At 66.4% G+C, this 25,008-nt stretch carries 20 protein-coding genes and 7 tRNA genes; 21 read left to right on the top strand and 6 right to left on the bottom strand.

Annotated elements, in window-relative coordinates; genetic code table 11:
* Positions 1-50 precede the first annotated feature (50 nt).
* Genes cyoA through cyoD form a run of 4 tightly spaced genes read left to right on the top strand, consistent with a single transcriptional unit; the run spans position 51 to position 3,889 of the window.
* A complete protein-coding gene (cyoA, locus tag BCO18175_RS33865; protein ID WP_174967332.1) occupies positions 51-938 on the top strand; it encodes a ubiquinol oxidase subunit II in 888 nt (295 codons plus the stop codon).
* Positions 939-941: 3 nt separating this feature from the next.
* Complete coding sequence (gene cyoB / locus BCO18175_RS33870) at positions 942-2,948, top strand: cytochrome o ubiquinol oxidase subunit I (protein ID WP_174987379.1); 2,007 nt, start codon at positions 942-944, stop codon at positions 2,946-2,948.
* A complete protein-coding gene (gene cyoC, locus BCO18175_RS33875; protein ID WP_011352505.1) occupies positions 2,948-3,556 on the top strand; it encodes a cytochrome o ubiquinol oxidase subunit III in 609 nt (202 codons plus the stop codon). Before cyoB ends, cyoC begins: the two co-directional genes overlap by 1 nt.
* Positions 3,557-3,889, top strand: coding sequence for a cytochrome o ubiquinol oxidase subunit IV (gene cyoD / locus BCO18175_RS33880; RefSeq protein WP_122945740.1), 333 nt, complete (start codon positions 3,557-3,559; stop codon positions 3,887-3,889). It abuts the gene before it with no gap.
* A 107-nt stretch (positions 3,890-3,996) separates the two neighbouring features.
* On the opposite strand, the gene BCO18175_RS33885 is transcribed toward cyoD, so the two are convergent.
* Positions 3,997-4,296: a DUF4148 domain-containing protein gene (locus tag BCO18175_RS33885; protein WP_085039315.1), complete on the bottom strand. Its 300-nt coding sequence runs from the start codon at positions 4,294-4,296 to the stop codon at positions 3,997-3,999.
* A gap of 216 nt (positions 4,297-4,512) precedes the next feature.
* Between BCO18175_RS33885 and BCO18175_RS33890 the strand changes: the two genes are divergently transcribed.
* From BCO18175_RS33890 to BCO18175_RS33900, 3 genes are read left to right on the top strand one after another with little or no spacing between them, the layout of a single operon-like run.
* Positions 4,513-5,187, top strand: a complete 675-nt coding sequence (locus BCO18175_RS33890; protein WP_069248317.1) for a response regulator transcription factor — start codon at positions 4,513-4,515, stop codon at positions 5,185-5,187.
* 11 nt (positions 5,188-5,198) lie between these two features.
* Positions 5,199-6,590, top strand: a complete 1,392-nt coding sequence (locus BCO18175_RS33895; RefSeq protein WP_174987381.1) for a sensor histidine kinase — start codon at positions 5,199-5,201, stop codon at positions 6,588-6,590.
* A gap of 19 nt (positions 6,591-6,609) precedes the next feature.
* Positions 6,610-7,275: a response regulator transcription factor gene (locus tag BCO18175_RS33900; RefSeq protein ID WP_174987383.1), complete on the top strand. Its 666-nt coding sequence runs from the start codon at positions 6,610-6,612 to the stop codon at positions 7,273-7,275.
* 73 nt (positions 7,276-7,348) lie between these two features.
* On the opposite strand, the gene BCO18175_RS33905 is transcribed toward BCO18175_RS33900, so the two are convergent.
* From BCO18175_RS33905 to BCO18175_RS33920, 4 genes are all read right to left on the bottom strand, one after another.
* Positions 7,349-7,606 (bottom strand): DUF4148 domain-containing protein, encoded by a 258-nt coding sequence (locus BCO18175_RS33905; protein ID WP_174987385.1) that lies wholly within the window; start codon positions 7,604-7,606, stop codon positions 7,349-7,351.
* Between the two features lie 110 nt (positions 7,607-7,716).
* Positions 7,717-9,132, bottom strand: coding sequence for an efflux transporter outer membrane subunit (locus BCO18175_RS33910; RefSeq protein ID WP_174987387.1), 1,416 nt, complete (start codon positions 9,130-9,132; stop codon positions 7,717-7,719).
* A complete protein-coding gene (locus tag BCO18175_RS33915) occupies positions 9,125-10,300 on the bottom strand; it encodes an efflux RND transporter periplasmic adaptor subunit (RefSeq protein WP_174987389.1) in 1,176 nt (391 codons plus the stop codon). Before BCO18175_RS33915 ends, BCO18175_RS33910 begins: the two co-directional genes overlap by 8 nt.
* Complete coding sequence (locus BCO18175_RS33920) at positions 10,290-13,508, bottom strand: efflux RND transporter permease subunit (RefSeq protein ID WP_174987391.1); 3,219 nt, start codon at positions 13,506-13,508, stop codon at positions 10,290-10,292. The genes BCO18175_RS33915 and BCO18175_RS33920 overlap by 11 nt, the downstream gene beginning before the upstream one ends.
* Positions 13,509-13,804: 296 nt before the next feature.
* Here BCO18175_RS33920 and BCO18175_RS33925 point away from each other — a divergent pair, with 296 nt between their 5' ends.
* From BCO18175_RS33925 to BCO18175_RS33950, 6 genes are all read left to right on the top strand, one after another.
* Entirely contained in the window at positions 13,805-14,173 is a 369-nt protein-coding gene (locus BCO18175_RS33925) for a hypothetical protein (protein WP_174918711.1), read from the top strand.
* Positions 14,174-14,313: 140 nt separating this feature from the next.
* A complete protein-coding gene (locus BCO18175_RS33930; protein ID WP_174987393.1) occupies positions 14,314-16,185 on the top strand; it encodes an extracellular solute-binding protein in 1,872 nt (623 codons plus the stop codon).
* A gap of 51 nt (positions 16,186-16,236) precedes the next feature.
* Entirely contained in the window at positions 16,237-17,280 is a 1,044-nt protein-coding gene (locus tag BCO18175_RS33935; protein WP_174941930.1) for a microcin C ABC transporter permease YejB, read from the top strand.
* Between the two features lie 48 nt (positions 17,281-17,328).
* On the top strand, positions 17,329-18,426 hold the full coding sequence (locus tag BCO18175_RS33940; protein WP_011352500.1) for an ABC transporter permease: 1,098 nt from the start codon (positions 17,329-17,331) through the stop codon (positions 18,424-18,426).
* Complete coding sequence (locus BCO18175_RS33945) at positions 18,423-20,045, top strand: ABC transporter ATP-binding protein (RefSeq protein ID WP_174987395.1); 1,623 nt, start codon at positions 18,423-18,425, stop codon at positions 20,043-20,045. The genes BCO18175_RS33940 and BCO18175_RS33945 overlap by 4 nt, the downstream gene beginning before the upstream one ends.
* Positions 20,046-20,173: 128 nt before the next feature.
* Positions 20,174-20,848, top strand: coding sequence for a C40 family peptidase (locus BCO18175_RS33950; protein WP_174987397.1), 675 nt, complete (start codon positions 20,174-20,176; stop codon positions 20,846-20,848).
* Positions 20,849-20,995: 147 nt separating this feature from the next.
* Here the strand turns inward: BCO18175_RS33950 and BCO18175_RS33955 are convergent, their stop codons facing one another.
* On the bottom strand, positions 20,996-21,910 hold the full coding sequence (locus tag BCO18175_RS33955; RefSeq protein ID WP_174987399.1) for a patatin-like phospholipase family protein: 915 nt from the start codon (positions 21,908-21,910) through the stop codon (positions 20,996-20,998).
* A gap of 280 nt (positions 21,911-22,190) precedes the next feature.
* Between BCO18175_RS33955 and gltX the strand changes: the two genes are divergently transcribed.
* The 8 genes from gltX (at position 22,191) to BCO18175_RS33995 (ending at position 24,769) form a co-directional block, all read left to right on the top strand.
* Positions 22,191-23,600 carry a glutamate--tRNA ligase gene (gene gltX, locus BCO18175_RS33960; protein WP_174987401.1) on the top strand — a complete coding sequence of 470 codons (1,410 nt, stop codon included), beginning with the start codon at positions 22,191-22,193 and terminating at the stop codon, positions 23,598-23,600.
* A 129-nt stretch (positions 23,601-23,729) separates the two neighbouring features.
* A tRNA-Ala gene (locus BCO18175_RS33965) sits at positions 23,730-23,805 on the top strand.
* A 141-nt stretch (positions 23,806-23,946) separates the two neighbouring features.
* Positions 23,947-24,022, top strand: a tRNA-Glu gene (locus BCO18175_RS33970).
* 79 nt (positions 24,023-24,101) lie between these two features.
* Positions 24,102-24,178, top strand: a tRNA-Asp gene (locus BCO18175_RS33975).
* 63 nt (positions 24,179-24,241) lie between these two features.
* Positions 24,242-24,317, top strand: a tRNA-Glu gene (locus BCO18175_RS33980).
* 78 nt (positions 24,318-24,395) lie between these two features.
* Positions 24,396-24,472: transfer RNA gene (locus BCO18175_RS33985), tRNA-Asp, on the top strand.
* A gap of 66 nt (positions 24,473-24,538) precedes the next feature.
* A tRNA-Glu gene (locus BCO18175_RS33990) sits at positions 24,539-24,614 on the top strand.
* A gap of 78 nt (positions 24,615-24,692) precedes the next feature.
* Positions 24,693-24,769, top strand: a tRNA-Asp gene (locus tag BCO18175_RS33995).
* The last annotated feature ends 239 nt before the right edge of the window (positions 24,770-25,008 follow it).

The raw sequence follows: 25,008 nt of genomic DNA on the forward strand, positions 1-25,008 counted from the left end.
AATGCGCATCGGGCATACGCAAACGGATTCAATGACCCTCGGGCTGTGTGATGAAAAGAAAAGCTTCAAAAGGCGGGGCGGCGCTGATGTCGATCGGCGCGGCTTTGAGCCTGTCAGGCTGTAATTTAGATGTACTAAATCCGAAAGGAAGCGTGGGCGCTGCCGAAAAGGCGCTGATCGCGACGTCCACCTGGGCGATGCTGATCGTCGTCGTGCCGGTGATTCTGCTCACGCTGTGGTTCGCGTGGCGTTACCGCGCGTCGAACCGCAACGCCACCTACGCGCCGAACTGGTCGCACTCGACTGCGATCGAGGTCGTGATCTGGACGGTGCCGACGCTGATCATCCTGTTCCTCGCCGTGCTCACGTGGAAGACCACGCACGAGCTCGACCCGTACAAGCCGCTCGAGTCGTCGGTGAAGCCGATCGACGTCGAGGTCGTCGCACTCGACTGGAAGTGGCTGTTCATCTATCCGGAACTCGGTATCGCGTCGGTGAACCAGCTTGCGATTCCGGTCGGCACACCGGTGAACTTCCGCATCACGTCGGATTCGGTGATGAACTCGTTCTTCATCCCGCAGCTCGGCGGCCAGGTCTACGCGATGGCCGGCATGCAGACGCGCCTGCACCTGATCGCCGACGAGCCCGGCAACTACGCGGGCACGTCCGCCAACTTCAGCGGCCGCGGCTTCTCCGACATGAAGTTCCGCACGCTCGCCGAGCCGCGCGAACAGTTCGATGCATGGGTGCAGAAGGTGAAGGCGTCGCCGGACCGGCTCGACGCGACCGTGTACGGCACCGTCGCGCAGCCGAGCGAGAAGGCGCCCGTGCGCTACTTCTCGTCGGTCGACCCGCGGCTCTTCCACAACATCATCGCGAAATACAACGATGGCCACGTCCTCGACCTGAAGGACGCCGCCTGCGGCACGAAGGGGTAACGCATGTTCGGCAAACTCACACTATCGGCGATCCCGTTCGATCAGCCCATCATCATGGTGGCCGGTGCCTTCATGGGGCTGGCCGTGCTGGGCATTCTCGCCGCACTGACGATCACCGGCCGGTGGAAATGGCTGTGGACGGAATGGCTGACCACGGTCGACCACAAGAGGCTCGGCGTGATGTACATCATCGTCGCGCTGATCATGCTGCTGCGCGGCTTCGCCGACGCGATCATGATGCGCATGCAGCTCGCGCTCGCGTACAACGCGCCCGGCTACCTGCCGCCGCACCACTATGACCAGATCTTCACGGCACACGGCGTGATCATGATCTTCTTCATGGCGATGGTGTTCATGGTCGGCCTGATGAACCTGATCGTGCCGCTGCAGATCGGCGCGCGCGACGTCGCGTTCCCGTTCATCAACTCGCTCTCGTTCTGGATGACGGCCGTCAGCGCGATCCTGATCAACGTCTCGCTCGTGATCGGTGAATTCGCACAGACGGGCTGGCTCGCGTATCCGCCGCTGTCGGAGCTGCAGTTCAGTCCGGGGGTAGGGGTCGACTACTACCTGTGGGCGCTGCAGATCTCGGGCGTCGGCACGCTGCTGACCGGCGTGAACTTCTTCGTGACGATCATCAAGATGCGCGCGCCGGGCATGACGCTGATGAAGATGCCGGTGTTCACGTGGACCGCGCTGTGCACGAACGTGCTGATCATGGCGTCGTTCCCGATCCTGACCGCGACGCTCGCGCTGCTCGGCCTCGACCGTTACCTCGGCATGCACTTCTTCACGAATGAAGCCGGCGGCAACGCGATGCTGTACCTGAACCTGATCTGGGCATGGGGCCACCCGGAGGTGTACATCCTGATCCTGCCGGCGTTCGGCATCTTCTCGGAAGTCATCTCGACGTTCGCGAAGAAGCCGCTGTTCGGCTACAAGACGATGGTGTACGCGACCTGCGCGATCATGGTGCTGTCGTTCCTCGTCTGGCTGCACCACTTCTTCACGATGGGCTCGGGTGCGAACGTGAATGCGTTCTTCGGCATCATGACGATGATCATCGCGATCCCGACCGGCGTGAAGGTGTTCAACTGGCTGTTCACGATGTACCGCGGCCGGATCGAATTCACGACGCCGGTGCTGTGGACGATCGGCTTCATGGTCACGTTCACGCTCGGCGGCATGACCGGCGTGATGATGGCGATTCCCGGCGCGGACTTCGTGCTGCACAACAGCCTGTTCCTGATCGCGCACTTCCACAACGTGATCATCGGCGGCGTGCTGTTCGGCTATCTCGCGGGCTTCAATTACTGGTTCCCGAAGGCGTTCGGCTTCAAGCTGAACGAGAAGCTCGGCAAGGCCGCGTTCTGGTTCTGGCAGATCGGCTTCTACGTCGCGTTCGTGCCGCTCTACGTGCTCGGCTTCATGGGCATGACGCGCCGGATCAACCACTACGACAACCCGGCCTGGCATCCGTGGCTGCTGGTCGCCGCATTCGGCGCCGTGCTGATCGCGATCGGCATTGCGTGCCAGCTGCTGCAACTGGTGGTCAGCATCCGCAACCGCAACCTGCCCGAGTACCGCGACACGACGGGCGATCCGTGGGGCGGCCGCACGCTGGAGTGGGCGACCTCGTCGCCGCCGGCCGACTACAACTTCGCGGTGATCCCGCAGGTGCGCACGCTCGACGCGTACGCCGACATGAAGGCACGCGGCGACGGCCGGCCGAACCCGGCGGAAATTCGTGACATCCACATGCCGTCGAATACCTGCGCGGGCCTTGTGATTGCGATCTTCAGCCTGGTGCTCGGCTTCGCGCTGGTGTGGCACATCTGGTGGATGGCGATCGGCGGGCTCGTCGGGATCGTCGCGACGCTCGTGATCTACAGCTCGCGTGACAACGACGGCTATTACATCCCCGCGTCGACGGTGCGGAAGATCGAAGACAAGCAGCCGACGAAGCGCGTGGCCGCGCGCGTCGACGACGTGGAACTGGAGGCCAACTGATGTTGCAGAAAACCTTGAGCGCAACCCTGCTCGAGCACGACGACCATCCGCCGTCGCACTCGGTGTTCGGGTTCTGGCTGTACCTGATGACCGACTGCGTGATCTTCGCAGCGCTGTTCGCGACGTTCGCGGTGCTCGGCCAGCAGCATGCGGGTGGGCCGACCGCGAAAGACCTGTTCGACATTCCGGGCGTCGCGGTGGAAACCGCCGCGCTGCTGCTGTCGAGCATCACGTACGGTTTCGCGATGCTCGCCGCGTACAAGCAGCGGCGCGGCGCGCTGCTCGCGTGGCTCGCGGTGACGTTCGTGCTCGGCGCGGCGTTTCTCGTGATGGAACTGCGCGAGTTCTCGCACCTGATCGCGGAAGGCGCGGGCCCGCAGCGCAGCGCGTTCCTGTCGGCGTTCTTCACGCTGGTCGGCACGCACGGGCTGCACGTCACTGCCGGCCTGCTGTGGATGATCGTGCTCGCCGGGCAGATCGTGTTCCGCGGCGGCGACCTGACCGATCGCGACCTGCGACGCCTGACGTGCCTGAGCCTCTTCTGGCACTTCCTCGACATCGTGTGGATCTGCGTGTTTTCCTTTGTCTATCTCGCGAGCGTGATCTAAATGGCCCATTCGCATTCGTCTCAACTCGAAGAAGGGCACGGCAGTGTCGGTGGGTACTTCGCCGGTTTCATCCTGTCGGTGCTGCTCACGGCCGCGTCGTTCGGCCTCGTGATGGGCGGCGTGCTGTCGCCGCACGCGTCGCTGATCGCGCTTGCCGTGCTCGCGTTCGTGCAGATCGTCGTGCACCTCGTGTACTTCCTGCACATGAACGGCTCGTCGGGCCAGCGCTGGAACGTGATGGCGTTCAGCTACACGGTGCTGACCGCGGCGATCCTGATCGTCGGCACGCTTTGGGTGATGCACAACGTCAGCATGAACATGATGTCGCGCTGAGCGGCATCGCGGCGCAGCGGTCGATATCCATGCGCTTTCATGAAAAAAGGCGGCACGCGAGTGCCGCCTTTTTGTTTTTCCCGGCCGCGTTGCGCCGGGCCGCGGGATCAGTGCCGCGTGCCCGCATCGGCCGTCAGCGCATGCGTGCAGTCCGCACGGTACTCGGCGGCGAGGCGATGTTTCGCGCCGTCGAGATCGTCGGGGTAGTAAGGGCTCGCGTGCGCGGGATCGTAGCCGACCTGTTCGAGTTCGGTCAGCTCGCGCACGAGGTCCGCATGCGTGACGTCGTGGCCGGTGTGAACGAACGGGTACGCGTTGCATTCCTGCGGTGTCAGGTGAGGTGCCGCGAACGCGGCGGTGCTGGCGCATGCGAGCAGCATGCAGGCGACGGTGGTCGACAGTTTCATCCGGTAGCTCCTGGTTGCGCGGCCCGATGCCGCATGACGTCAGCGTAGGCGGCGCGCACGACGGGGCGGGCGACGCACGGATGAAACATGTTTCACCCGTGCGCCAAGGCACCGGATGAAGCATTTTTCATGTAACGCCGGACGGCGATCGGGGCGTCTACGATAGTCGCGGGCGCATCGCGTGCGCCCGTCATGACGTTCATTGCGAGGGCAACCATGCGAGTACTGACGGTCGAGGATGATGCGGTGACCGCGAACGAAATCGTCGGCGAACTGACCGCGCGCGGGTTCGAGGTCGACTGGATCGACAACGGCCGCGAAGGCATGCTGCGCGCGATGAGCGCATCGTACGACGCGATCACGCTCGACCGGATGCTGCCGGGCGCGGACGGCCTCGCGATCCTGACCGCGATGCGTACGGTCGGCATCGATACACCGGTGCTGATGCTGAGCGCGCTCGGCGATGTCGACGAGCGCATCCGCGGGCTGCGCGCGGGCGGCGACGATTACCTGACGAAGCCGTTCGACTCCGGCGAACTGAGCGCGCGCATCGAGGTGCTGCTGCGTCGCCGGCAGGCGTCGGGCGTGCCGCAGCAGACGCTGTTGAAGGTCGGTGCGCTCGAGCTCGATCTCATTTCGCGCTGCGCGCGTCGCGGGGCCGACGAGATTCCGCTGTTGCCGACCGAGTTCCGCGTGCTCGAATTCATGATGCGCAATGCGGGCCAGACGATCACGCGCACGATGCTGTTCGAGACGGTGTGGGGCTATCACTTCGATCCGGGCACCAACCTGATCGACGTCCACATGGGCCGGCTGCGCAAGAAGATCGATCCGCCCGGCGCGACCCCGATGATCCAGACGGTGCGCGGCTCGGGCTACATGCTCGCGTGACGGAGGCCCGGATGGATGCGGCTCGCGCGGCGAACTTCACGCGCCGCTGGCACACGACGACGTTTCGCTGGCTGTGCGCGTATGCGGCGATCTTCTCGGTTTCGCTGCTCGTGCTCGCGGGCGTGATCAGCGTGGCCGCGACGCACACGATGACGCGCGACACCGACGAGGTGCTCGCGTGGCAACTGATCTATTTCGATTCGATTCCCGATGCCGAGCTGCCGCTCGCGATCCACCGGCGGCTCGAGCACGAGCACATGCATACCAGTTTCTACGGGCTGTTCGACGCGAACGGGCGCCGCGTGGCCGGGGACATTGCGACGCCGCCCGCACTGCGTACGGATCGCAACGGACGTACGCTGAACCGCACGCTTGCGCCGCTCGATGGCCAGCCCGCACCGATCACGCGCGCGATGGCCGTACGCCGCGACAACGGGATGACGCTGGTCGTCGCACGCGACCTGTCGCATTTCATCCAGATCCGCGACGTCGCGATCCGCGGGCTCGTGATCGGCGGCGTGATGATCCTAATCGCGGGCATCGCGGGCGGCAGCATGCTCGGCATGCGGCAGATGCGCCGCGTCGCCGCGATCCGGCGCGTCACGCGGCAGATCGCCGAGGGCGATCTCGGCAAGCGGCTGCCGGTTGGACGCTACGACGAACTCGACCTGCTCGCGCATCTCGTGAACCACATGCTCGACGAAGTCGAGCGGCTGATGGGCGAGGTGCGTCATACCTGCGATGGCATCGCGCACGATCTGCGCACGCCGCTCGCACGCGTGCACACGATGCTGGCCCGGCTCGCGGAGCAGCCGTTTTGCGCGGACGATCCCGCGTCGTCGGCACTGCTCGCGACGGCGCGCGACGAGACCGACCGGTTGCTCGAGCGCTTTCGGGCGATGCTGCGCATCTCCGAGATCGGCACGCTGAGCCGGCGCGGCGGCTTTGCCGCGGTCGACGTCACGGCCTTGCTGCGCGACGTATGCGAGCTCTACGAACCGCTGGCCGAGGCCGTCGACGTGTCGTTCGAGCTCGCGGCGACACCGGTCGACCGCATTCATGGCGATCGTGCGCTGCTGTTCGAGGCGTTCAGCAATCTCGCGGACAACGCGATCAAGTTCACGCCGCCGGGCGGCCGCGTGCGCGTCGCCCTCCACGCAACGCCGAGCGGGCCGCTCGTGCGAATCGAAGACACCGGGCCCGGCATCCCGCCAGGTGAGCGCGACGCGGTGCTCGAGCGCTTCTATCGTGGCGAGCGCACGCGCCATGTGAGCGGCTCGGGGCTGGGACTGAGCATCGTCTCGGCGGTGATGCACGTGCACGGCTTCGCGCTGCGAATCGGCGATGCGCCACTGGCCGGTGCGGCGATCACGGTCGAGTGCTGGCCGCGCTCGCTCGCATGACGGCGTCAGGAAACGGTCGATGCGCATCCTGCTGATTTCCCCGCCGAACCCGGAGGCGGCGCGGCTCGACAAGGCATTTCGCGAGAGCACGCATGGCGTCGAGCGCGTCGACGGATGGCGCGACGGCTGCTTCGTGGCGACCCAGGACCGGTTCGATGCGATCGTGATCGTTGCACCCGATACGGCCGCCGGCCCGGCGATTCTCGAGGCATTGCCGCGACTCGCCGCATCGGCCGGAGGCGCGACGATTGCCGCGATCGTTGCCGGCGCGGCACCCGCGCAGCGCGCGCAGATGCTGCAAGCCGGCTGCGATGTGTGTCTGGCCCATCCCTGTTCGTTCGTGGAACTGCACGAGCGGCTGCGCGCGCTGTGGCGCCGTACGGGCGTCATCGCGATGCGCGAGCCGGTCCGGCTCGACGCGGCCACGCGCGCACTCGAGGAGCATGGCCGGAGGCTGGCGCTCAGCACACGGGAATTCCGTCTCGTCGAATGCCTACTGCGCGAAGCGGGGCGACCGGTCGGGCGCGATGCCGTGCTGCGTTATGCATGGGGCGATGCCGACGTCGAACCCGAGACCGTCAACGCGCTGGTCGTGCGGTTGCGGCGCAAGCTGGCCGCACACGCGTTTTCCGCGCGCATCGAAACGGTCGCGCGATTCGGGTTCAGGTTCGACGCGGGCGGATGACGGTGCGGTTCGCGCCGTGCTTGGCAGATGGCACGCATGCCGCGCGTCGCGCGGCATGTTCGATTGCGTGCGGTCAGTGCGAATAGAGTTCGCGGTTGAGCTGCGCGAGCTGGCCGTCGCGTTCGGCACGGACGAGTTGGCGATACACCTGAGCGCGTGTCAGCGGCGTTGCAGGCCGTGCGTTCCATGTCGGTTGCGACGACAACGGTGCGGGCGCGGTCGCGGCGAACGTCTGCGGCGCAGTTGCGGTGTCGGGCTGCGTTGCGCTGGCCCGGCCGGGCAGCGCGACACACAGGGCGGAGAGCAGGGTGGCGAACATCAATGTCTTCATGGCGTGATCCTTTTCAAGTGACAGTGGCCGGTGCCGCGATGGCGATGCCGGCAGGATCGACGTTATCGGGTGCGCCCGTGCGGGCACCGGGCGCGCCGATGAAGAAACGTTCATGAACGCGCGTCGTGCCAGCCGCCGCCGAGCGCGCGCACGAGCCCGACGGATGCCTGCAGGCGTCGGGCGTCGACGTCGAGCGACGCGATCTGCGTATCGAGTTCGGTCGTCTGCGCGGTGACCACGTCGAGATAGCTGACCGCCCCGTCGCGATAGCGCGACATTGCCAACGCGAGCGAATGCCGCGCCGCGACGAGCGCCACGTCGTCCTGATCCGATTCGTCGCCGAGGCGGTGCAACTGCGCAAGATCGTCCTCGACTTCGCGGAACGCCTGCACCACGACCGCGCGGTAGCGCGCGCCCTGTTCGTTGAACTGCGCACGCGCATTGCGTACGCCGGCGGCACGCCGGCCCCCGTCGAACAGCGTCATCGCGAGACGCGGTCCGATCGACCAGATCTCGTTGGGCGCGGCGAGCCACGGCGAAAACGTATCGCTCTGGAACCCGGCGTCGAGGCCGAGCGACAGGTCGGGAAAGTAGGCAGCGCGTGCGACGCCGATCCGCGCGTTTGCGGCCGCGACGCGGCGTTCGGCGGCGGCGACGTCGGGCCGGCGTTCGAGCAGCGTCGACGCGAGCCCGGTCGGAATCGACGGCACGCCCGGCAGCGCGGCAACGAGCGGCAGCGAGAACGTGGACGCGGATGCGCCGACGAGTGCCGCGATTGCATGCTCGTCGAGCGCGCGGCGAGCGGCGATGTCGGACGCACGCGCTTGTGCCAGCGCGAGTTGCGTTTGCGCACGCGAAACGTCGAGCCCCGATGCGAGGCCGCCGCGATGGCGACTGACCGTCAGTTGCCATGCACGACGGTACGTGTCGATCGTTTGCGCGAGCGCGTCCGCTTCACGATCGAGTCCCGCGAGGTCGAAGTAGGTGCTGGCGACGCCGGCCTGCAGGCTGAGCCGGACTGACGCGAGATCGTCGTCGGCCGCCTGCGCGTCGTCGCGGCCGGCCGCGACCGCGTTGCGGACCTTGCCCCACAGATCGACGTCGTAGCCGAATCCCGCTTCGAGCGTGTTCGACTCATAGGTATCGGGCTGGCCGCTGCCGCGCAGCGGCCGGCGAGCGGACTGACGGTCGCGGTCGGTCTCGGCACCGATGCCCACGGTCGGCAGCAATGCCGCATGCGCCTCGTCGAACAGCGCGGCGGCTTCGTCGTGCCTTGCGACGGCGGCGGCCAGGTCGGGATTCGCGCGCGCGACGAGCGGTTCGAGCCGGTCGAGTGTTGCGTCGCCGTACGCGCGCCACCAGCCGTCACGCGGCAGGCGGTCGGCCGGTGCGGCATCGACCCACGCGCCCGTTTCGCGAAACGCGGCCGGTACGGGAGCGGCCGGTGCGCGATAGGTCGGCGCGAGCGAGCAGCCGGCGAGCAGCGCGACGCTGCCCAGCCACACAGCGAGCAGACGGTCAGCCATGCGCACGCTCCGTCGTCGCGGTGCCGGCGATACGCACGGGGTCGCCGTCCGCGAGCGAATCGGGCGGATTGTCGATCACGCGGTCGCCAGCCGTGAGCCCCGACGCGATCTCGACGCGCGTGCCGAGATCGGTCGCGATCGATACGTTGCGCAGCCGTGCATGCCCGGTTCCATCGAGCACGGCGACTTGCAACCCGTCGTGGCGGAAGATCAGCGTGCTAGCCGGAATCGACAGCGCATGCGCGGTGTCGGGCATCGCGATCCGCACCTGCGCGTATTCGCCCGGGAACAGCGTGCCGGCCGGGTTCGCGATCGAGAATTGCGCGAGCAGCGTGCCGGAAGCCGGATCGATCGATTGGGCGGAATCCGCGAGCGTGGCATCGAACGTCATGCCGGGGCGCTCGGGCACGGTCAGCGCGACGCGCATGCCTGAACGGATCGCGGCCGCGTCGTCTTGCGGGACGTGGACGTACAGCCGCAGCCGCCGAGCGTCCGAGACGGTGAAGAGTTCGGCGCCGTTGCCGCTGCCCGCGTCGATCAGTGCGCCGACATCGGTCTTGCGGGCCGTCACGATGCCGTCGAACGGCGCGGTGAGCCGCTTGAACGATTCGAGCGCTTCGAGCCGCCGTAGGTTGGCGGTGCTCGCCGCGACGGCCGCGCGTTTCGCGTCGAGGTCGCTGCGTTTTTCGTCGGCTTCCTGCTGCGAGACGGAATCCTGCGCGAGCATCTCGGCCCAGCGGGCAGCCGTGACGGCCGCAAGCCGTTCGTTCGCGGTCGCGCTCTGAAGATCGGCGCGTGCCTGCTGCAACTGCTGGTCGAGATCGGGCGTGTCGATCGACGCGAGCAACTGTCCGGCCTTCACGTGCGCGCCGATGTCGGCGTACCACGCGTGCAGGTAGCCGGGCACGCGCGCGTAGATCGGCGCGTCGACGTACGCGTCGAGCCGGCCGGGCAGCATCAGCGCGTCGGCTGCGGCCGGCTGCGGCGCAACCGTCGCCACGGTCGGAATTGCCTGTTGCACGGTCCACGCGGCGACCGCGTGTGCATCGTGCATGCGTGCGACGAGGCCGGCCGCCGCGACGACGAGCGCGGCGATGGCGCCCGCGATCGCGAGCGGTTTCAGATAGCGCGGCGTGCCAGGGGGGCGGACGTCGAAGTCAGTGGACATGCTGTTCTCCCGGAGTGAGGGGCAGGGATTCGGAACGGGGCGCGCGATCGCGCCGGTGGACGAGGCTGAACACGACGGGCACGAACACCAGCGTCGCGACGGTTGCGCACAGCAGGCCGCCGATGACCGCGCGGCCGAGCGGTGCGTTCTGCTCCCCGCCATCGCCGAGACCAAGCGCCATCGGCGCCATGCCGATGATCATCGCGAGCGCGGTCATCATCACGGGCCGGAAGCGCGTGAAGCCGGCCTCGAGCGCGGCGACGGCCGCGTCGGCGGTATGCGCGAGCCGTTCGCGCGCGAAGGTCACGACGAGGATGCTGTTCGCGGTCGCGACCCCCATGCACAGGATCGCGCCCGTCAACGCCGGCACCGACAGCGGCGTGCGTGTGACGAACAGCATCCAGACGATGCCGGCGAGCGCCGCGGGCAGGCCGCTCACGATCACGAATGCGTCGCGCCATGAATGGAAGTTGACGACGATCAGCAGGTAGATCAGCAGGACCGCGCCGGCGAGGCCCGCGAGCAGCCCGCCGAATGCGCTGTTCATCGTCTGCACCTGGCCGCGCACGATCACGCGCGATCCTTTGGGCAAGCCGGCCGCGCTCGCGCGCAGCACGCGTTCGATGTCGGCGCTGACTGCGCCGAGATCGCGGTCCTGCGTCGTCGCGAAGATGTCGTACAGCGGTGCGATGTCGTAGTGCGACACAACAGCGTCGGTTTGCCCACGCACGATCGTCGCGAGACCGCCGAGCAGTTGCGCGGCGCCCGTACGGCCCGTGACGGGCAGCGCGCGCAGGTCCGACAGCGACGTCATCCGGTACTGGGGCGTCTGCGCGACGATCGGATACGACACGCCGTTGTGCGGATCGAGCCAGTAGGTCGGCGACACCTGGCTCGTGCCGGACAGGCTTGCGACCACCGCATTGGTGACGTCCTGCTCGGTGATGCCGAGTTGCGCGGCACGCGTACGGTCGACCGATACCGTGAACTGCGGATAGGTCGACGCCTGCTGCACGCGCGCGTCGGCAACCCCCGGCACGCTGCGGATGCGCCGCAACAGCTCGGTGGCATAGGCGCGGTTGGCGGCGCGGTCGGGGCCTGTCACCTGCACGTCGATCGGAGCGGGCGCGCCGAAGTTGAGGATCTGGCTCACGATGTCGGCGGGCAGGAACGAGAACGTCACGCCGGGAAACGCGCGCGGCAGCACCGTACGCAACCGTTTGACGTAGTCGGCCGTCGGCGCGTGGTCGCCCGTGAGCGACACGAGGATGTCGCCGTCCTGCGGGCCGATCGTGCCGCTGTTGCTGTAGGTGAGGTTGATCCCGCTGTTCGGCAGTCCCATGTTGTCGACGATGCTCGCGACTGCGTGCGGCGGCACGACGCCGCGCACCGTCTGCTCGACGTGGTCGAACAGCGCGGCCGTTTCCTCGATGCGCGTGCCGATCGGTGCGCGTACATGGATCGCGATTTCGCCCGCGTCGACCGACGGGAAGAAATTGCGGCCGAGCCACGGCACCAGCACGAACGACACCGCGACCGCGGCGAGGAACAGCGCGACGAAGCGCGCGCGATGGGCGAGGGCGAGGCCGAGCACGACGCGGTAGCCGGCGCGCAGTGCCGCGAAGCGGCGCTCGAACCCCTGCTGGAACGCGACGAGCGGATTGCGCGCACGTGGCGGCGGGAACGGCGCGCCGTGCGGCGCGAGTGCGGCTGCCGCATGCGCGGCATGCGGTTTCAACAGGTAGCGGGCCATCATCGGCACGAACGTGCGCGACAGCACGAACGACGCGATCATCGCGAAGATCACGGCTTCGGCCATCGGCACGAACAGGAAGCGGGCCACGCCATCGAGCAGCAGCATCGGCACGAACACGATGCAGATGCACAGCAGCGACACGAAGGCCGGCGCGACGATCTGCGACGCGCCGTCGAGGATCGCATCGCGCACGTCCTTGCCCTGTTCGAGGTGCCAGTTCACGTTTTCGATCGTGACGGTGGCATCGTCGACGAGAATGCCGACCGCGAGCGCGAGTCCGCCGAGCGTCATCACGTTGAGCGTCTCGCCCGCGGCCGCGAGCGCGGCGATCGCGGCCAGCACCGCGAGCGGAATGGATGCGGCGATGATCAGCGTCGAGCGCCAGCTGCCGAGGAACAGCAGGATCATCGCGGACGTGAGCGCGGCGGCGATCAGGCCTTCGCGCGCCACGCCGCTCACGGCGCCCTTGACGAACACGGACTGGTCGCCCATCACGACGAGCCTGAGCGATGGCGGCAGTGTCGCTTCGATGCGCGGCAACTGCGCCTTGACGCCCGAGATGATGTCGAGCGTCGACGCCGACCCGCTTTTCAGCACGCTCATCAGTACCGCGCGACGGCCGTCGACGCGCACGATGTTGCCCTGCGGCGGATAGCCGTCGCGTACGTGCGCGACGTCGCGCATGAAGATCACCGCGCCGTTCACGCTCCGGATCGGCAGCGCATTGATCTGGTCGATGGTCAGCGGGCTGTCGTTGAGCCGGATGTTGTATTCGAAGCCGCCGATCTTCTGCGTGCCGGCCGGGATGATCTGGTTCTGCTGCGCGAGCGCGGTCGCGACGTCCTGCGCGGACAGCCCCTTGGCCTGCAGCGCCTGCGGATCGAGATCGATCTGCACCTGGCGCACCTTGCCGCCGTACGGCGACGGAATCGCGACACCCGCGACGGACAGCAGCTGAGGCCGGATCACGTTGGTCGCGTAGTCGCCGAGCTGCTGTTCGTTCAGCGTGTCGCTGGTCAGCGCCAGCTGCAGCACGGGCACCGTCGATGCGTTGTAGTTGAGGATCTGCGGCGGCGTGGTGCCCGGCGGCATCTGCTTGAGCACGGTCTGCGAGATCGACGTGACCTGCGCGGTCGCGGTGCGGATGTCGACGCTCGGCTGGAAGAAGATCTTGACGATCCCGAAGCTGCGGAACGACTGCGACTCGATGTGCGCAACGTCGTTGACCGTCGTGCCGAGCGTGCGCTCGTAGTAGGTGACGATGCGCCCGGCCATGTCGGCCGGCTGTAGGCCCGCGTAGTTCCACACGACGCTGATGACCGGAATCCGGATGTCGGGGAAGATGTCGGTCGGCGTGCGCAGTGCCGCGAGCGGCCCCGCGATCAGGATCAGCAGCGCGAGGACGATGAACGTGTAAGGGCGCGCGAGCGCGAGTCGGACGAGTTTCAGCATCGGCGAGGTCTCCGCCGGCGCGGGGCGCCGGCCTGTCAGCGAATTGCCGAAGCGCGGCGGAAGCCCGGTTCGGCTCGCGCAGTGTGCGTGGCGCCGCTTAACGCGGGGCGCGGGGCAGGATGAAAGATGTTTTAGGAAAGGGGCAGGACGGGCGGGGCGGGCGTCGATTGTTACAAGACGTTAGCGCAGGCTTCCCGTTGCGATGCCGCGCATCAGTTCTTACAAAGTGGAAATATGCGGAGACGGCGCTTGCCGTTATAGTCGAATCACACATGAAACAACCAGAAGAGGAATCCATGAAGACCTTGCGTGTTGCCTCGCTCTTGACCGGTATGACGGCCTTGCTCGTGTCGGGCGCAGCAATGGCGGGTGTCAATGTCGGGATCAATCTCGGCGTTCCGGCGCCGGTCTACGTCGCGCCTGCACCCGTGTATGCGCCGCCGCCTCCGCCGCCGGTCGTCTATCAGCCCGCGCCGGTCTACGCGCCGGCACCTGTCTACGCCCCGGCGCCGGTCGTCGTGATCGGCTGGCATGGCGACCGCTACTGGGACGGCCGTCGCTACTGGGGCCGTGACGAGTGGTACCGCCATCACGGCCGCGGCTGGGGCGGCGATCGTGGCGATCGTGGCCACTGGGACAACGGCCGCCACAACGGCTGGCGCTGATCGGCAGGGCGCGCCCGCCTGGTGCGCGCCCGCATCGGCTCGTGAAGAAACCGCCCGCGTGGCGGTTTTCTTTTGGCTCGCAGGCTTGAATGGGTAGAATCGTCCCTCGTTACTACCCTCATTCGACCGACAGGGCCTCTATGACGAAGGGTTCGCCCCGGGCCGCCGCCGCGCGTGTCCGCCGTGCGGTACGGGCTGCCGGCCGCACGGCCGCGGTGTTCGGGCTGCAGGCGGTGCTGGCCGCGACCGCTGCGCACGCGGCCTACGCCATTGCGCAGTACGGCGAGCCGAAATATCCGCCGGGCTTCAAGCATTTCGACTACGTCAACCCCGACGCGCCGAAGGGCGGCACGCTCGTGCTCGCGAACCCGAACCGGCTGACCTCGTTCGACAAGTTCAACCCGTTTACGATGCGCGGTAATTCTGCGCCTGGCATCGACATGCTGTTCGAGAGCCTCGCGACCGGCAGCTCGGACGAGCCGGCGTCTGCGTACGGGCTGCTCGCCGACGACATCGACATCGCACCGGATCGCCGTTCGGTCACGTTCCACCTGAATCCGCGCGCGCGCTTCTCGAACGGCGACCGCGTCACCGCCGACGACGTCAAGTTCTCGTTCGACACACTGAAGAGCAAGCAGGCCGCGCCGCAGTTCGGCGCGTATTTCGCGGAGATTGCGAAGGCCGTGGTCGTCGATCCGTCCACCGTGCGCTTCGAGTTCCGCAGCGCGAACCGCGAACTGCCGCTGATCGCCGGCGGCATGCTGGTGTTTTCGCGTAAGTGGGGATTGCGCGCGGACGGCTCGCGTATCCCGTTCGACCAACTCGCGTTCGAGCAGCCGATCGGCAGCGGCCCGTACCTGATCGAGCGCTACGACAACGGCCGTAATATCACGTACCGGCGCAACCCGGCGTACTGGGGCGCCGACCTGCCGGTGCGGATCGGTACCAACAACTTCGAGCGGATCGTCTACAAGCTGTATGGCGACGGTGTCGCGCGGCTCGAGGCGTTCAAGGCCGGCGAATACGACGTGCTCGTCGAATACATCGCGCGCAACTGGACGCGGCGCGACGTCGGCAAGCGTTTCGATAGCGGCGAGCTCGTCAAGCGCGAATTCCGCCAGCACAACGGCGCGGGCATGCAGGGCTTCTTCATGAACCTGCGCCGGCCGCTGTTTCGCGACGTGCGCGTGCGTCAGGCGCTCGATCTCGCCTTCGACTTCGAATGGCTGAACCGTCAGCTCTTCTACAGCGCCTACACGCGTCTGGACAGCTACTTCGCCGACACCGACCTGCAGGCGACCGGCACGCCCGGCCCCGGCGAGCTGAAGCTGCTGGAGCCGCTGCGCGCGCAGCTTGACCCGGCCGTGTTCGGCCCGATGGTCACGCAGCCGAACACGAACCCGCCGGGCTCGCTCCGCGCGAACCTGCTGAAGGCACGCACGCTGCTCGCGCAGGCCGGCTGGACCTATCGCGACGGCGCGTTGCGCAACGCGAAGGGCGAGCCGTTCACGTTCGAGATCCTCGACGATTCAGGCGCGGCGATGGAAGGGATCGTGACTGCGTATCAGCGCAATCTGGCTAAGCTCGGTATCGACGCACGCTTTCGAACGGCTGATTACGCGCTGCTGCAAAAGCGTCTCGACGCGTTCGACTACGACATGACGACGATCCGCTTGCCGGGCGTGCAGGTGCCGGGCGCCGAGCAGTTCTCGCGTTACGGCAGTAAATTCGCCGACGAGCCGGGCTCCGACAACTTCATCGGGCTGAAGTCGCCGGCCGTCGACGCGCTGCTGCACGCGCTCGGCACCGCCCAGACGCGCGACGACCTGCTCGACGCGACCCACGCGCTCGATCGCGTGCTGATGCACGGCTACTACGCGGTCCCGCAGTGGTACAGCACGACGCACCGGGTCGCGTACAAGCGCACGCTTGCCTATCCGCAGACGCTGCCGCTGTACTATTCGGCCGAGGGCTGGGTCGTGTCGACCTGGTGGGCGAAGCCCGATCACTGAGCCACGCCGCCCTAACGTCCAACCCCGCTTACCGATCGCGAGTCGACGCCCATGTGGAGCTACATCCTCAAACGCCTGCTGCTGATGATTCCGACGCTCATCGGCGTGCTGACCCTCACGTTCGCGGTGATCCAGTTCGTGCCGGGCGGCCCCGTCGAACAGGCCGTGCAGGAATTGCGCAAGGGCGCGACGGAGCAGGGCGCGGTGCCGTTCGGGATGCGTGCGCACACCGGCGTCGACGCGCAGCAGCTCGCGCAGCTCAAGGCGCTGTACGGTTTCGACAAACCGCCGCTCGAACGCTACTGGCTGATGCTCAAGCGCTTCGCGCGCTTCGATCTCGGCGACAGCTACTTCCGCCACCAGAGCGTGTGGTCGCTGGTCGTGCAGAAACTGCCCGTGTCGATCAGCATCGGGCTGTGGACGTTCTTCCTCACGTACCTCATATCGGTGCCGCTCGGCATCGCGAAGGCGGTGCGCAACGGTTCGCCGTTCGACGTCGCCACGAGCCTCGTCGTGCTCGTCGGCTATGCGATTCCGGGCTTCGTGCTCGGCGTGCTGCTGCTCGTGCTGTTCGGCGGCGGCTCGTTCTGGCAGCTGTTCCCGCTGCGCGGGCTCACGTCGGACAACTTCGCGCAGCTGTCGCTCGTCGGCAAGGTGCTCGATTACCTGTGGCACATCGCGCTGCCGATCACGGCCTCGGTCGTCGGCAGCTTCGCGGTCATCACGATGCTCACGAAGAATGCGTTCCTCGACCAGATCCGCCGGCAATACGTGCTGACCGCGCGCGCGAAGGGGCTCTCCGAGCGCAGCGTGTTGTGGAAGCACGTGTTCCGCAACGCGATGCTGCCGCTGATCGTCGGCTTCCCGGCCGCGTTCATCGGCGCGTTCTTCACGGGCAGCCTGCTGATCGAGACGCTGTTCTCGCTCGACGGCCTCGGGCTGCTGTCGTACGAATCGGTCGTGCGGCGCGACTATCCGGTCGTGCTCGGCACGCTGTACCTGTTCACGCTGATCGGGCTCGCGACCAAGCTGATCTCCGATCTCTGCTATGTGTGGGTCGATCCGCGCATTCAATTCGACACCCTGGAGCGCTGACATGAAACCGTCCGTCTGCATGCCCGGCGTCACCGGGCGAGGTGCGCGATGAACCGGGCCGTCGTGTCATCCCGTATCGATGCGGCGCGCGCCCGCGTGTCGCCGTCGCCCGCGCGCCGCGTATGGCAACGCTTCAGGCAGCAGCGCCTCGGCTACTGGAGCTTCGTGATCTTCTTCGTCGCGTTTGCCGCGAGTGTCGCGGCGCCGCTGTGGTCGAACGACAAGCCGCTCGTCGTGCGTTACGACGGCCAGTACTATTTCCCGCTGTTTCATGCGTATCCGGAGACGACCTTCGGCGGCGATTTCCCGACGCCGGCCGACTATCTCGATCCGTATGTGCGCAAGCGGCTCGAGGCGCCGGGCAACTTCGTCGTCTACCCGCCGAACCGCTACTACTACGACACGCTGAACTACTTCTCGAATGTGCCGAACCCCGCGCCGCCGTCACGCGCGAACTGGCTCGGTACCGACGCGCAGGGGCGCGACCTGCTCGCGCGGCTCGTGTACGGGTTCCGCGTGTCGGTCGAGTTCGGGCTGATCCTGACCGTGATCGGCACGCTGCTCGGGATCGCCGCGGGCGCCGTGCAGGGCTTCTTCGGCGGGCGCATCGACATCGTCGGGCAGCGGCTGATCGAGATCTGGAGCTCGCTGCCCGAGCTGTACCTGCTGATCATCTTCGCGTCGATCTTCGAGCCGAGCTTCCTGCTGCTGATCGTGCTGCTGTCGCTGTTCGGCTGGATCGGGCTCGCCGACTACGTGCGTGCGGAATTCCTGCGCAACCGCACGCAGGACTACGTGCGCGCCGCGCGCGCGATGGGGCTCACGAACTGGCAGATCATCTGGCGCCATGTGCTGCCGAACAGTCTCACGCCGGTGATCACGTTCCTGCCGTTCCGGATGAGCGGCTCGATCCTCGCGCTCACGAGCCTCGACTTCCTCGGGCTCGGCGTGCCGCCGCCGACCCCGAGCCTCGGCGAGCTGCTCGCGCAGGGCAAGGGCAACCTCGACGCCTGGTGGATCTCGCTGTCGACCTTCGGCGTGCTGGTCGCGACGCTGCTGCTGCTGACCTTCATGGGCGACGCGCTGCGCAACGCACTCGACACGCGGATCGCCGATTCGGTGCGCGCGGCGGGAGGCCAGCGATGAGCGAAGCGGTCGTATCGACGCAGCAAGAACCGCTGCTGGCGCTCGAGCACCTGCATGTGCGCTTCGGCGACACGGTCGCGGTGGACGACGTGACGCTCGCGATCGGTCGCGGCGAGCGCGTCGCGCTGGTGGGCGAGTCGGGGTCGGGCAAGAGCGTGACCGCACTGTCGATCCTGCGGCTGCTGCGCGACGCCGACGTAAGCGGCGCGATCCGCTTCGCGGGGCAGGACCTGGCGGCCAGGAGCGAGCGCGAGATGCGCGGGCTGCGCGGCTCGGACATCGCGATGATCTTCCAGGAGCCGATGACCGCGCTCAACCCGCTGTATACGATCGGCGTGCAGATCGGCGAGACGATCGTGCTGCACGACGGCGTATCGGCCGTCGAGGCGCGCAAGCGTGCGATCGCGCTGCTCGCGCGCACGGGCATCGCGGAGCCGGAGAGGCGCGTCGACAGTTATCCGCACCAGTTGTCGGGCGGCCAGCGGCAGCGCGCGATGATCGCGATGGCGCTTGCCTGCCGGCCGCGCCTGCTGCTGGCCGACGAGCCGACCACCGCGCTCGACGTGACGATCCGCGCGCAGATCGTCGATCTGCTGCTGGAACTGCAGCGCGAGGAAGCGGAAAAGCGCGGGATGGCGATCCTGCTGATCACGCACGACCTGAATCTCGTGCGGCACTTCGCGGATCGCGTCGCGGTGATGGAGCATGGCCGGCTCGTCGAGAGCGGGCCCGTCGAGCGGATCTTCGCGGAACCCGAGCATCCGTATACGCAGCGGCTGCTGAACAGCCGGCCGCAACGCGCGGTCGCGCCGGTGATGCCGATCGCGCCGGTCGTGCTCGATGCGCACCACGTGAGCGTGCAGTTCGCGCGCAAGCGGCCGGGCATCGCGGGCTGGTTCGGCTCGGTGCCCGTGACGGCCGTCGCGGACGTGTCGGTGTCGGTGCGGCAGGGCGAGACGCTCGGCATCGTCGGCGAATCGGGGTCGGGGAAATCGACGCTCGCGATGGCGCTGCTCGGCCTGCAGAAGACGGCCGGCGGCACGATCGAATTCCAGGGGCGCGCGCTGTCGACCTATCGCGGCCGCGAGCAGACCACGCTGCGCTCGAACATGCAGGTCGTCTTTCAGGATCCGTTCAGTTCGCTTTCACCGCGTCACACGATCGAGCGGATCGTCGGCGAGGGGCTCGAACTGCATCGCCCGGACATGACGCCCGATGGGCGCCGCGCGAAGTCGCTCGCGGTGCTGCGCGAAGTCGGCCTCGACCGCACGGTGCTGCACCGTTATCCGCACGAATTCTCGGGCGGGCAGCGCCAGCGGATCGCGATCGCACGCGCGCTGGTGCTGGAGCCGCGCATCCTGATCCTCGACGAGCCGACCTCCGCGCTCGACGTGTCGATCCAGCAGCAGGTGCTGAAACTGCTCGCGAATTTGCAACAGAAATACAACCTCGGCTATGTGTTCATCAGCCATGACCTGGAGGTGATCGGGGCGATGGCGCACCGCGTCGCGGTGATGCAGGACGGGGCCGTCGTCGAGTCGGGAGAGGTGGCCGACATCTTCACCAAGCCGTCACATCCTTACACACAAAAGCTGTTGAAAGCGGTCTGGAAAGCGTGATAGGCCACCAATGGTCTGACTATCTCGATTGTATTTATTAATTTGTTTTGACAAACGATTACGCGCTGGCTAGTATCGACCGAAATTTTCCGCCAATCAGCTGATTTTTAAGCAAATTCCATCGACCAATGCAGCATCGATCCCTGACCCAGGCATGCGCGCGCACCATCGCCGGGCTGTTCATCGGCGCCCTGTTTGCAGCAGCTCCCGGCGCGTTCGCCGACGAAGTCAGCAGTTTTAACCAAAATGCCACGAATTCGACGCAGAACGCGTCGAATTCCTCCCTCCAGCAGACCAGCACGCAGCCGTCGAGCGGCGGCGCGAAGTCGTTCCTCGCCGGCATGGCCGGCAAGGCAGGCGACGTGGTCGTCGGCGCGCTGAACATGATCGGCGTGCGTTATCGCTGGGGCGGCAACTCGCCGGATTCGGGCCTCGACTGCAGCGGCTTCGTGCGCTACGTGTTCCAGGACACCCTCGGCATGTCGCTGCCGCGCCGTGCGGAAGAGATGAGCCGCGTCGGCGAGAAGGTGAGCATGAGCAACCTCAAGCCGGGCGACCTCGTGTTTTTCAACACGATGCGCCGTACGTTCTCGCACGTCGGCATCTACATCGGCGACAACAAGTTCGTGCACTCGCCGTCGACGGGCAGCACCATCCGCGTCGACGATCTCGACAGCGGCTACTGGGAAAAGCGTTTCACCGGCGCGCGCCGGCTTGAATCGGAGTTCCCGATGAAGCCCGAAGACCTGCGTCAGCGCGTGCGCGCGACGATCGGCGACGATTCGGCGAACGGCAGCAACTGACGTTCGACGGCCAGCCCGGCCGGATCGAAAAAAACCCTGTCACCGAAAGGCGGCAGGGTTTTTTGTTTTGGGGCGGTGCAAACGGCGAGCTGAAAGCCGTTCCGCCGTTGGCGGCCGGCGGTGCGCGCCGGCCTGCGCATCGCGTGCTTACGCGACAGCCGCGCCGCGCGCTGCCGCGAGCTTGCGCTGCAGCTCCGGCATGATGCGCGCGACGGCTTCCTCGCCTGCGAGAATCGCCGCGTTGCGCTGGTTGAAGTCGCTGCCGCCCATGGCCGCGAGGTTCGGGCGGATCACGACGTCCGCGTACTTGTCGAGCTCGTAGGTCTTGATCGTCTGGCCCATGATCGTAAAGGTCTGCAGCAGCATCTCGATCGGGTTGTTGGTTGCGGCGCCGTCCGGCCGGGCCGAGATGTCGACCGCGATCACGAAGCTCGCACCCATCTTGCGCGCGTAGGATGCGGGCACGGGGCTCACGAGGCCGCCGTCGACATACTCGCGGTTGCCGATCTTCACCGGCTCGAACACCGACGGCACGCTGCACGATGCGCGCACCGCGAGCCCCGTGTTGCCTTGCTGGAACAGGATCGGCTGACCGCTCTGCAGGTCCGTCGCGACGACGCCGAGCGGCTTCGCCATTTTCTCGATCGGCCGGTTGTTGAGCGTCTTGTTCAGGAAGTTCTGCAGCGCCACGCCCTGCAGCAGCCCGCGCGAGCGGAACGGCAGCGCCCAGTCGCTGATCGCCGCCTGATCCATGTCGAGCGCGATCTTGTTGATCTGCAGCGCGCTCATGCCCGATGCATAGAGTGCGCCGACCACCGAGCCCGCGCTCGTGCCCGCGACGATTTCGACCGGGATGCCGCGCGCCTCGAGTGCTTTCAGGACGCCGATATGCGAAAAGCCGCGCGCGGCGCCACCGCCGAGCGCGATGCCGATCTTCACGGGCTTTTCCTGCGGCAGTGCCGTGCCGGGGCGGGATTTGTCGCCGAACGACGTACAGGCGGCGAGGCTGGCGGACGCGGCAGCGATCGTGAAGTGGCGGCGCGACAGGCGAGGGGACGACATCGAATGGTTCTCCGGCGGCTTGGCGGCGGGTTACACGGCCCGCGGCGGCGATAGGTTCCGAGCGGCCGCGCGGCAGGTTCCGTGCGGCCGGTGCCGCGCCGGCTGGCGGCCGCGGCGCGCACATCATAAAGCAAGCGGCGCGCTTGGCGCGATGTCCGGCGCGAGTATAATTCCGGCTTCTTTCCCGTTCCGGGCGTCGCCGGCCCCGTTGCTGTCCGGGCTGCCGCCGTCGATCCCGCGTCGAATCATTCATGCGCCCCAGGCGTTCGAGTTACCGTTTATGACCCGTCCTGTCCGTACCCGCTTCGCGCCGAGTCCCACCGGCTTCATCCACCTTGGCAACATCCGCTCCGCACTCTATCCGTGGGCGTTCGCCCGCAAGATGAAGGGCACGTTCGTGCTGCGCATCGAGGATACCGACGTCGAGCGCTCGTCGCAGGAAGCGGTCGACGCGATCCTCGAGGGGATGCAATGGCTCGGCCTGGATTTCGACGAAGGCCCGATCTACCAGATGCAGCGGATGGACCGCTATCGCGAGGTGCTCGCGCAGATGCTGGAGAAGGGCCTCGCGTACCCGTGCTACATGTCGGCCGAGGAGCTCGACGCACTGCGCGAACGCCAGCGCGAAGCCGGCCTGAAGCCGCGCTATGACGGCACGTGGCGTCCGGAGCCCGGCAAGGTGCTGCCGGAGCCGCCGGCTGGCGTGAAGCCGGTGCTGCGCTTCCGCAATCCGCTGACCGGCACGGTCGTGTGGGAAGACGCCGTAAAGGGGCGTGTCGAGATCTCGAACGAGGAACTCGACGACCTCGTGATCGCGCGCCCGGACGGCACGCCGATCTACAACTTCTGCGTGGTGGTGGACGACATGGACATGGGCATCACGCACGTGATCCGTGGCGACGACCACGTGAACAACACGCCGCGCCAGATCAACATCCTGAATGCGCTCGGCGGCGAGGCGCCCGTCTATGCGCACCTGCCGACCGTGCTGAACGAGCAGGGCGAGAAGATGAGCAAGCGGCATGGCGCGATGAGCGTGATGGCGTACCGCGACGCGGGCTTCCTGCCCGAAGCCGTCGTCAACTATCTCGCGCGACTCGGCTGGTCGCACGGCGACGCCGAGATCTTCTCGCGCGAGCAGTTCGTCGAATGGTTCGATCTCGAGCACCTCGGCAAGTCGCCCGCGCAGTACGACCACAGCAAGCTGAGCTGGCTGAACGCGCATTACATCAAGGAAGCCGGCAACGCGCGCCTCGCCGAGCTGGCCAAGCCGTTCCTTTCCGCACTCGGCATCGACGATGCGGCGCTCGCGACGGGCCCCGCGCTCGAAGCGGTGGTCGGGCTGATGAAGGATCGCGCGACGACGGTCAAGGAGATCGCGGAAGGCGCCACGATGTTCTACCGTGTGCCGGCACCGGAAGCCGATGCGCTTGCGCAGCACGTGACCGATGCGGTGCGCCCGGCGCTGGCCGATCTCGTCGCTGCATTGAAGGCAGCCGACTGGACGAAGGAAGCCGTGTCCGCGGCGCTGAAGGCGACGCTCGGCACGCACAAGCTGAAGATGCCGCAACTCGCGATGCCGGTGCGTCTGCTGGTGGCGGGTACGACGCACACGCCGTCGATCGATGCGGTGCTCGTGTTGTTCGGTCGCGATGTCGTGGTGTCGCGTATCGAGGCCGTGCTGGCCTGAGGTTCGGGTGCGAGTGAAGCTGCCCGAGCGTGACATCGCGGCAGCTTCGCAAAAAATTTCGCTCGAATCGCAAAAAGGGTATTTACAAGTTCAAAGTAGCTCCATATAATCTCATTTCTGTTCTGCAAGGGGGGTATAGCTCAGCTGGGAGAGCGCTTGCATGGCATGCAAGAGGTCAGCGGTTCGATCCCGCTTACCTCCACCATCAGAACAAGCTGAGTTGATTTTGGAAGCAGCAGTGGTAGTAATAAATGCTTCACAAAATGATTCAAAGCAGTTAGAATTTCGGCCTTCGCTGTTGATTGAAAAGTGAATAGCGAAAGTCAGACAGATCTGAAAAGATTTTGTCCCCTTCGTCTAGAGGCCTAGGACATCACCCTTTCACGGTGAGTACAGGGGTTCGAATCCCCTAGGGGACGCCAGATTCAGCGGCGTTTCGTAGAAATGTCGCAAAGCTTGCAGGAACGTAACCGACGTCCTGCAGGTGAGGGTAAGAAAGCTGGAGCGGTAGTTCAGTCGGTTAGAATACCGGCCTGTCACGCCGGGGGTCGCGGGTTCGAGTCCCGTCCGCTCCGCCAGAACGAAGCCCGTTCAAGACGTTTTTGAGCGGGCTTTTGTATTAAAGATGTAAGCAGTACGTTGTCCCCTTCGTCTAGAGGCCTAGGACATCACCCTTTCACGGTGAGTACAGGGGTTCGAATCCCCTAGGGGACGCCAGATTCAGCGGCGTTTCATGGAAGTGTCGCAACACATGCAGGAACGTGACGATGTCCTGCAGGTGGGAGTAAGAAAGCTGGAGCGGTAGTTCAGTTGGTTAGAATACCGGCCTGTCACGCCGGGGGTCGCGGGTTCGAGCCCCGTCCGCTCCGCCAGAACGAAGCCCGTTCAAAGAACGTTTTTTGAACGGGCTTTTGCATTAAAGGTGTAAGCAGTACGTTGTCCCCTTCGTCTAGAGGCCTAGGACATCACCCTTTCACGGTGAGTACAGGGGTTCGAATCCCCTAGGGGACGCCAGATTCAGCGGCGTTTCGTAGAAGTGCCGCAACGCTTGCAGGAGCGTGACGATGTCCTGCAGGTGAGAGTAAGAAAGCTGGAGCGGTAGTTCAGTTGGTTAGAATACCGGCCTGTCACGCCGGGGGTCGCGGGTTCGAGTCCCGTCCGCTCCGCCAGAAAATGAAGAAGCCCGCCTTGTGCGGGCTTTTTCATTTGCGTTCCCGGTTGCGCCCGCTGGCGGGCACGATTCTGCGGAGCGGAGGAAGCCGCCTGCGCGGCTTCCGGCGGGACTCGAAGGGATGCGCGTGCACGCGCATCCGCGGCCTGCAGGATGTAGGCGAGTCCCGTCCGCTCCGCCAGAAAATGAAGAAGCCCGCCTTGTGCGGGCTTTTTCATTTGCGTTCCCGGTTGCGCC

Origin of the sequence: Burkholderia lata, from assembly GCF_902499335.1 — a bacterium.
GTDB classification, from domain to species: domain Bacteria; phylum Pseudomonadota; class Gammaproteobacteria; order Burkholderiales; family Burkholderiaceae; genus Burkholderia; species Burkholderia lata_B.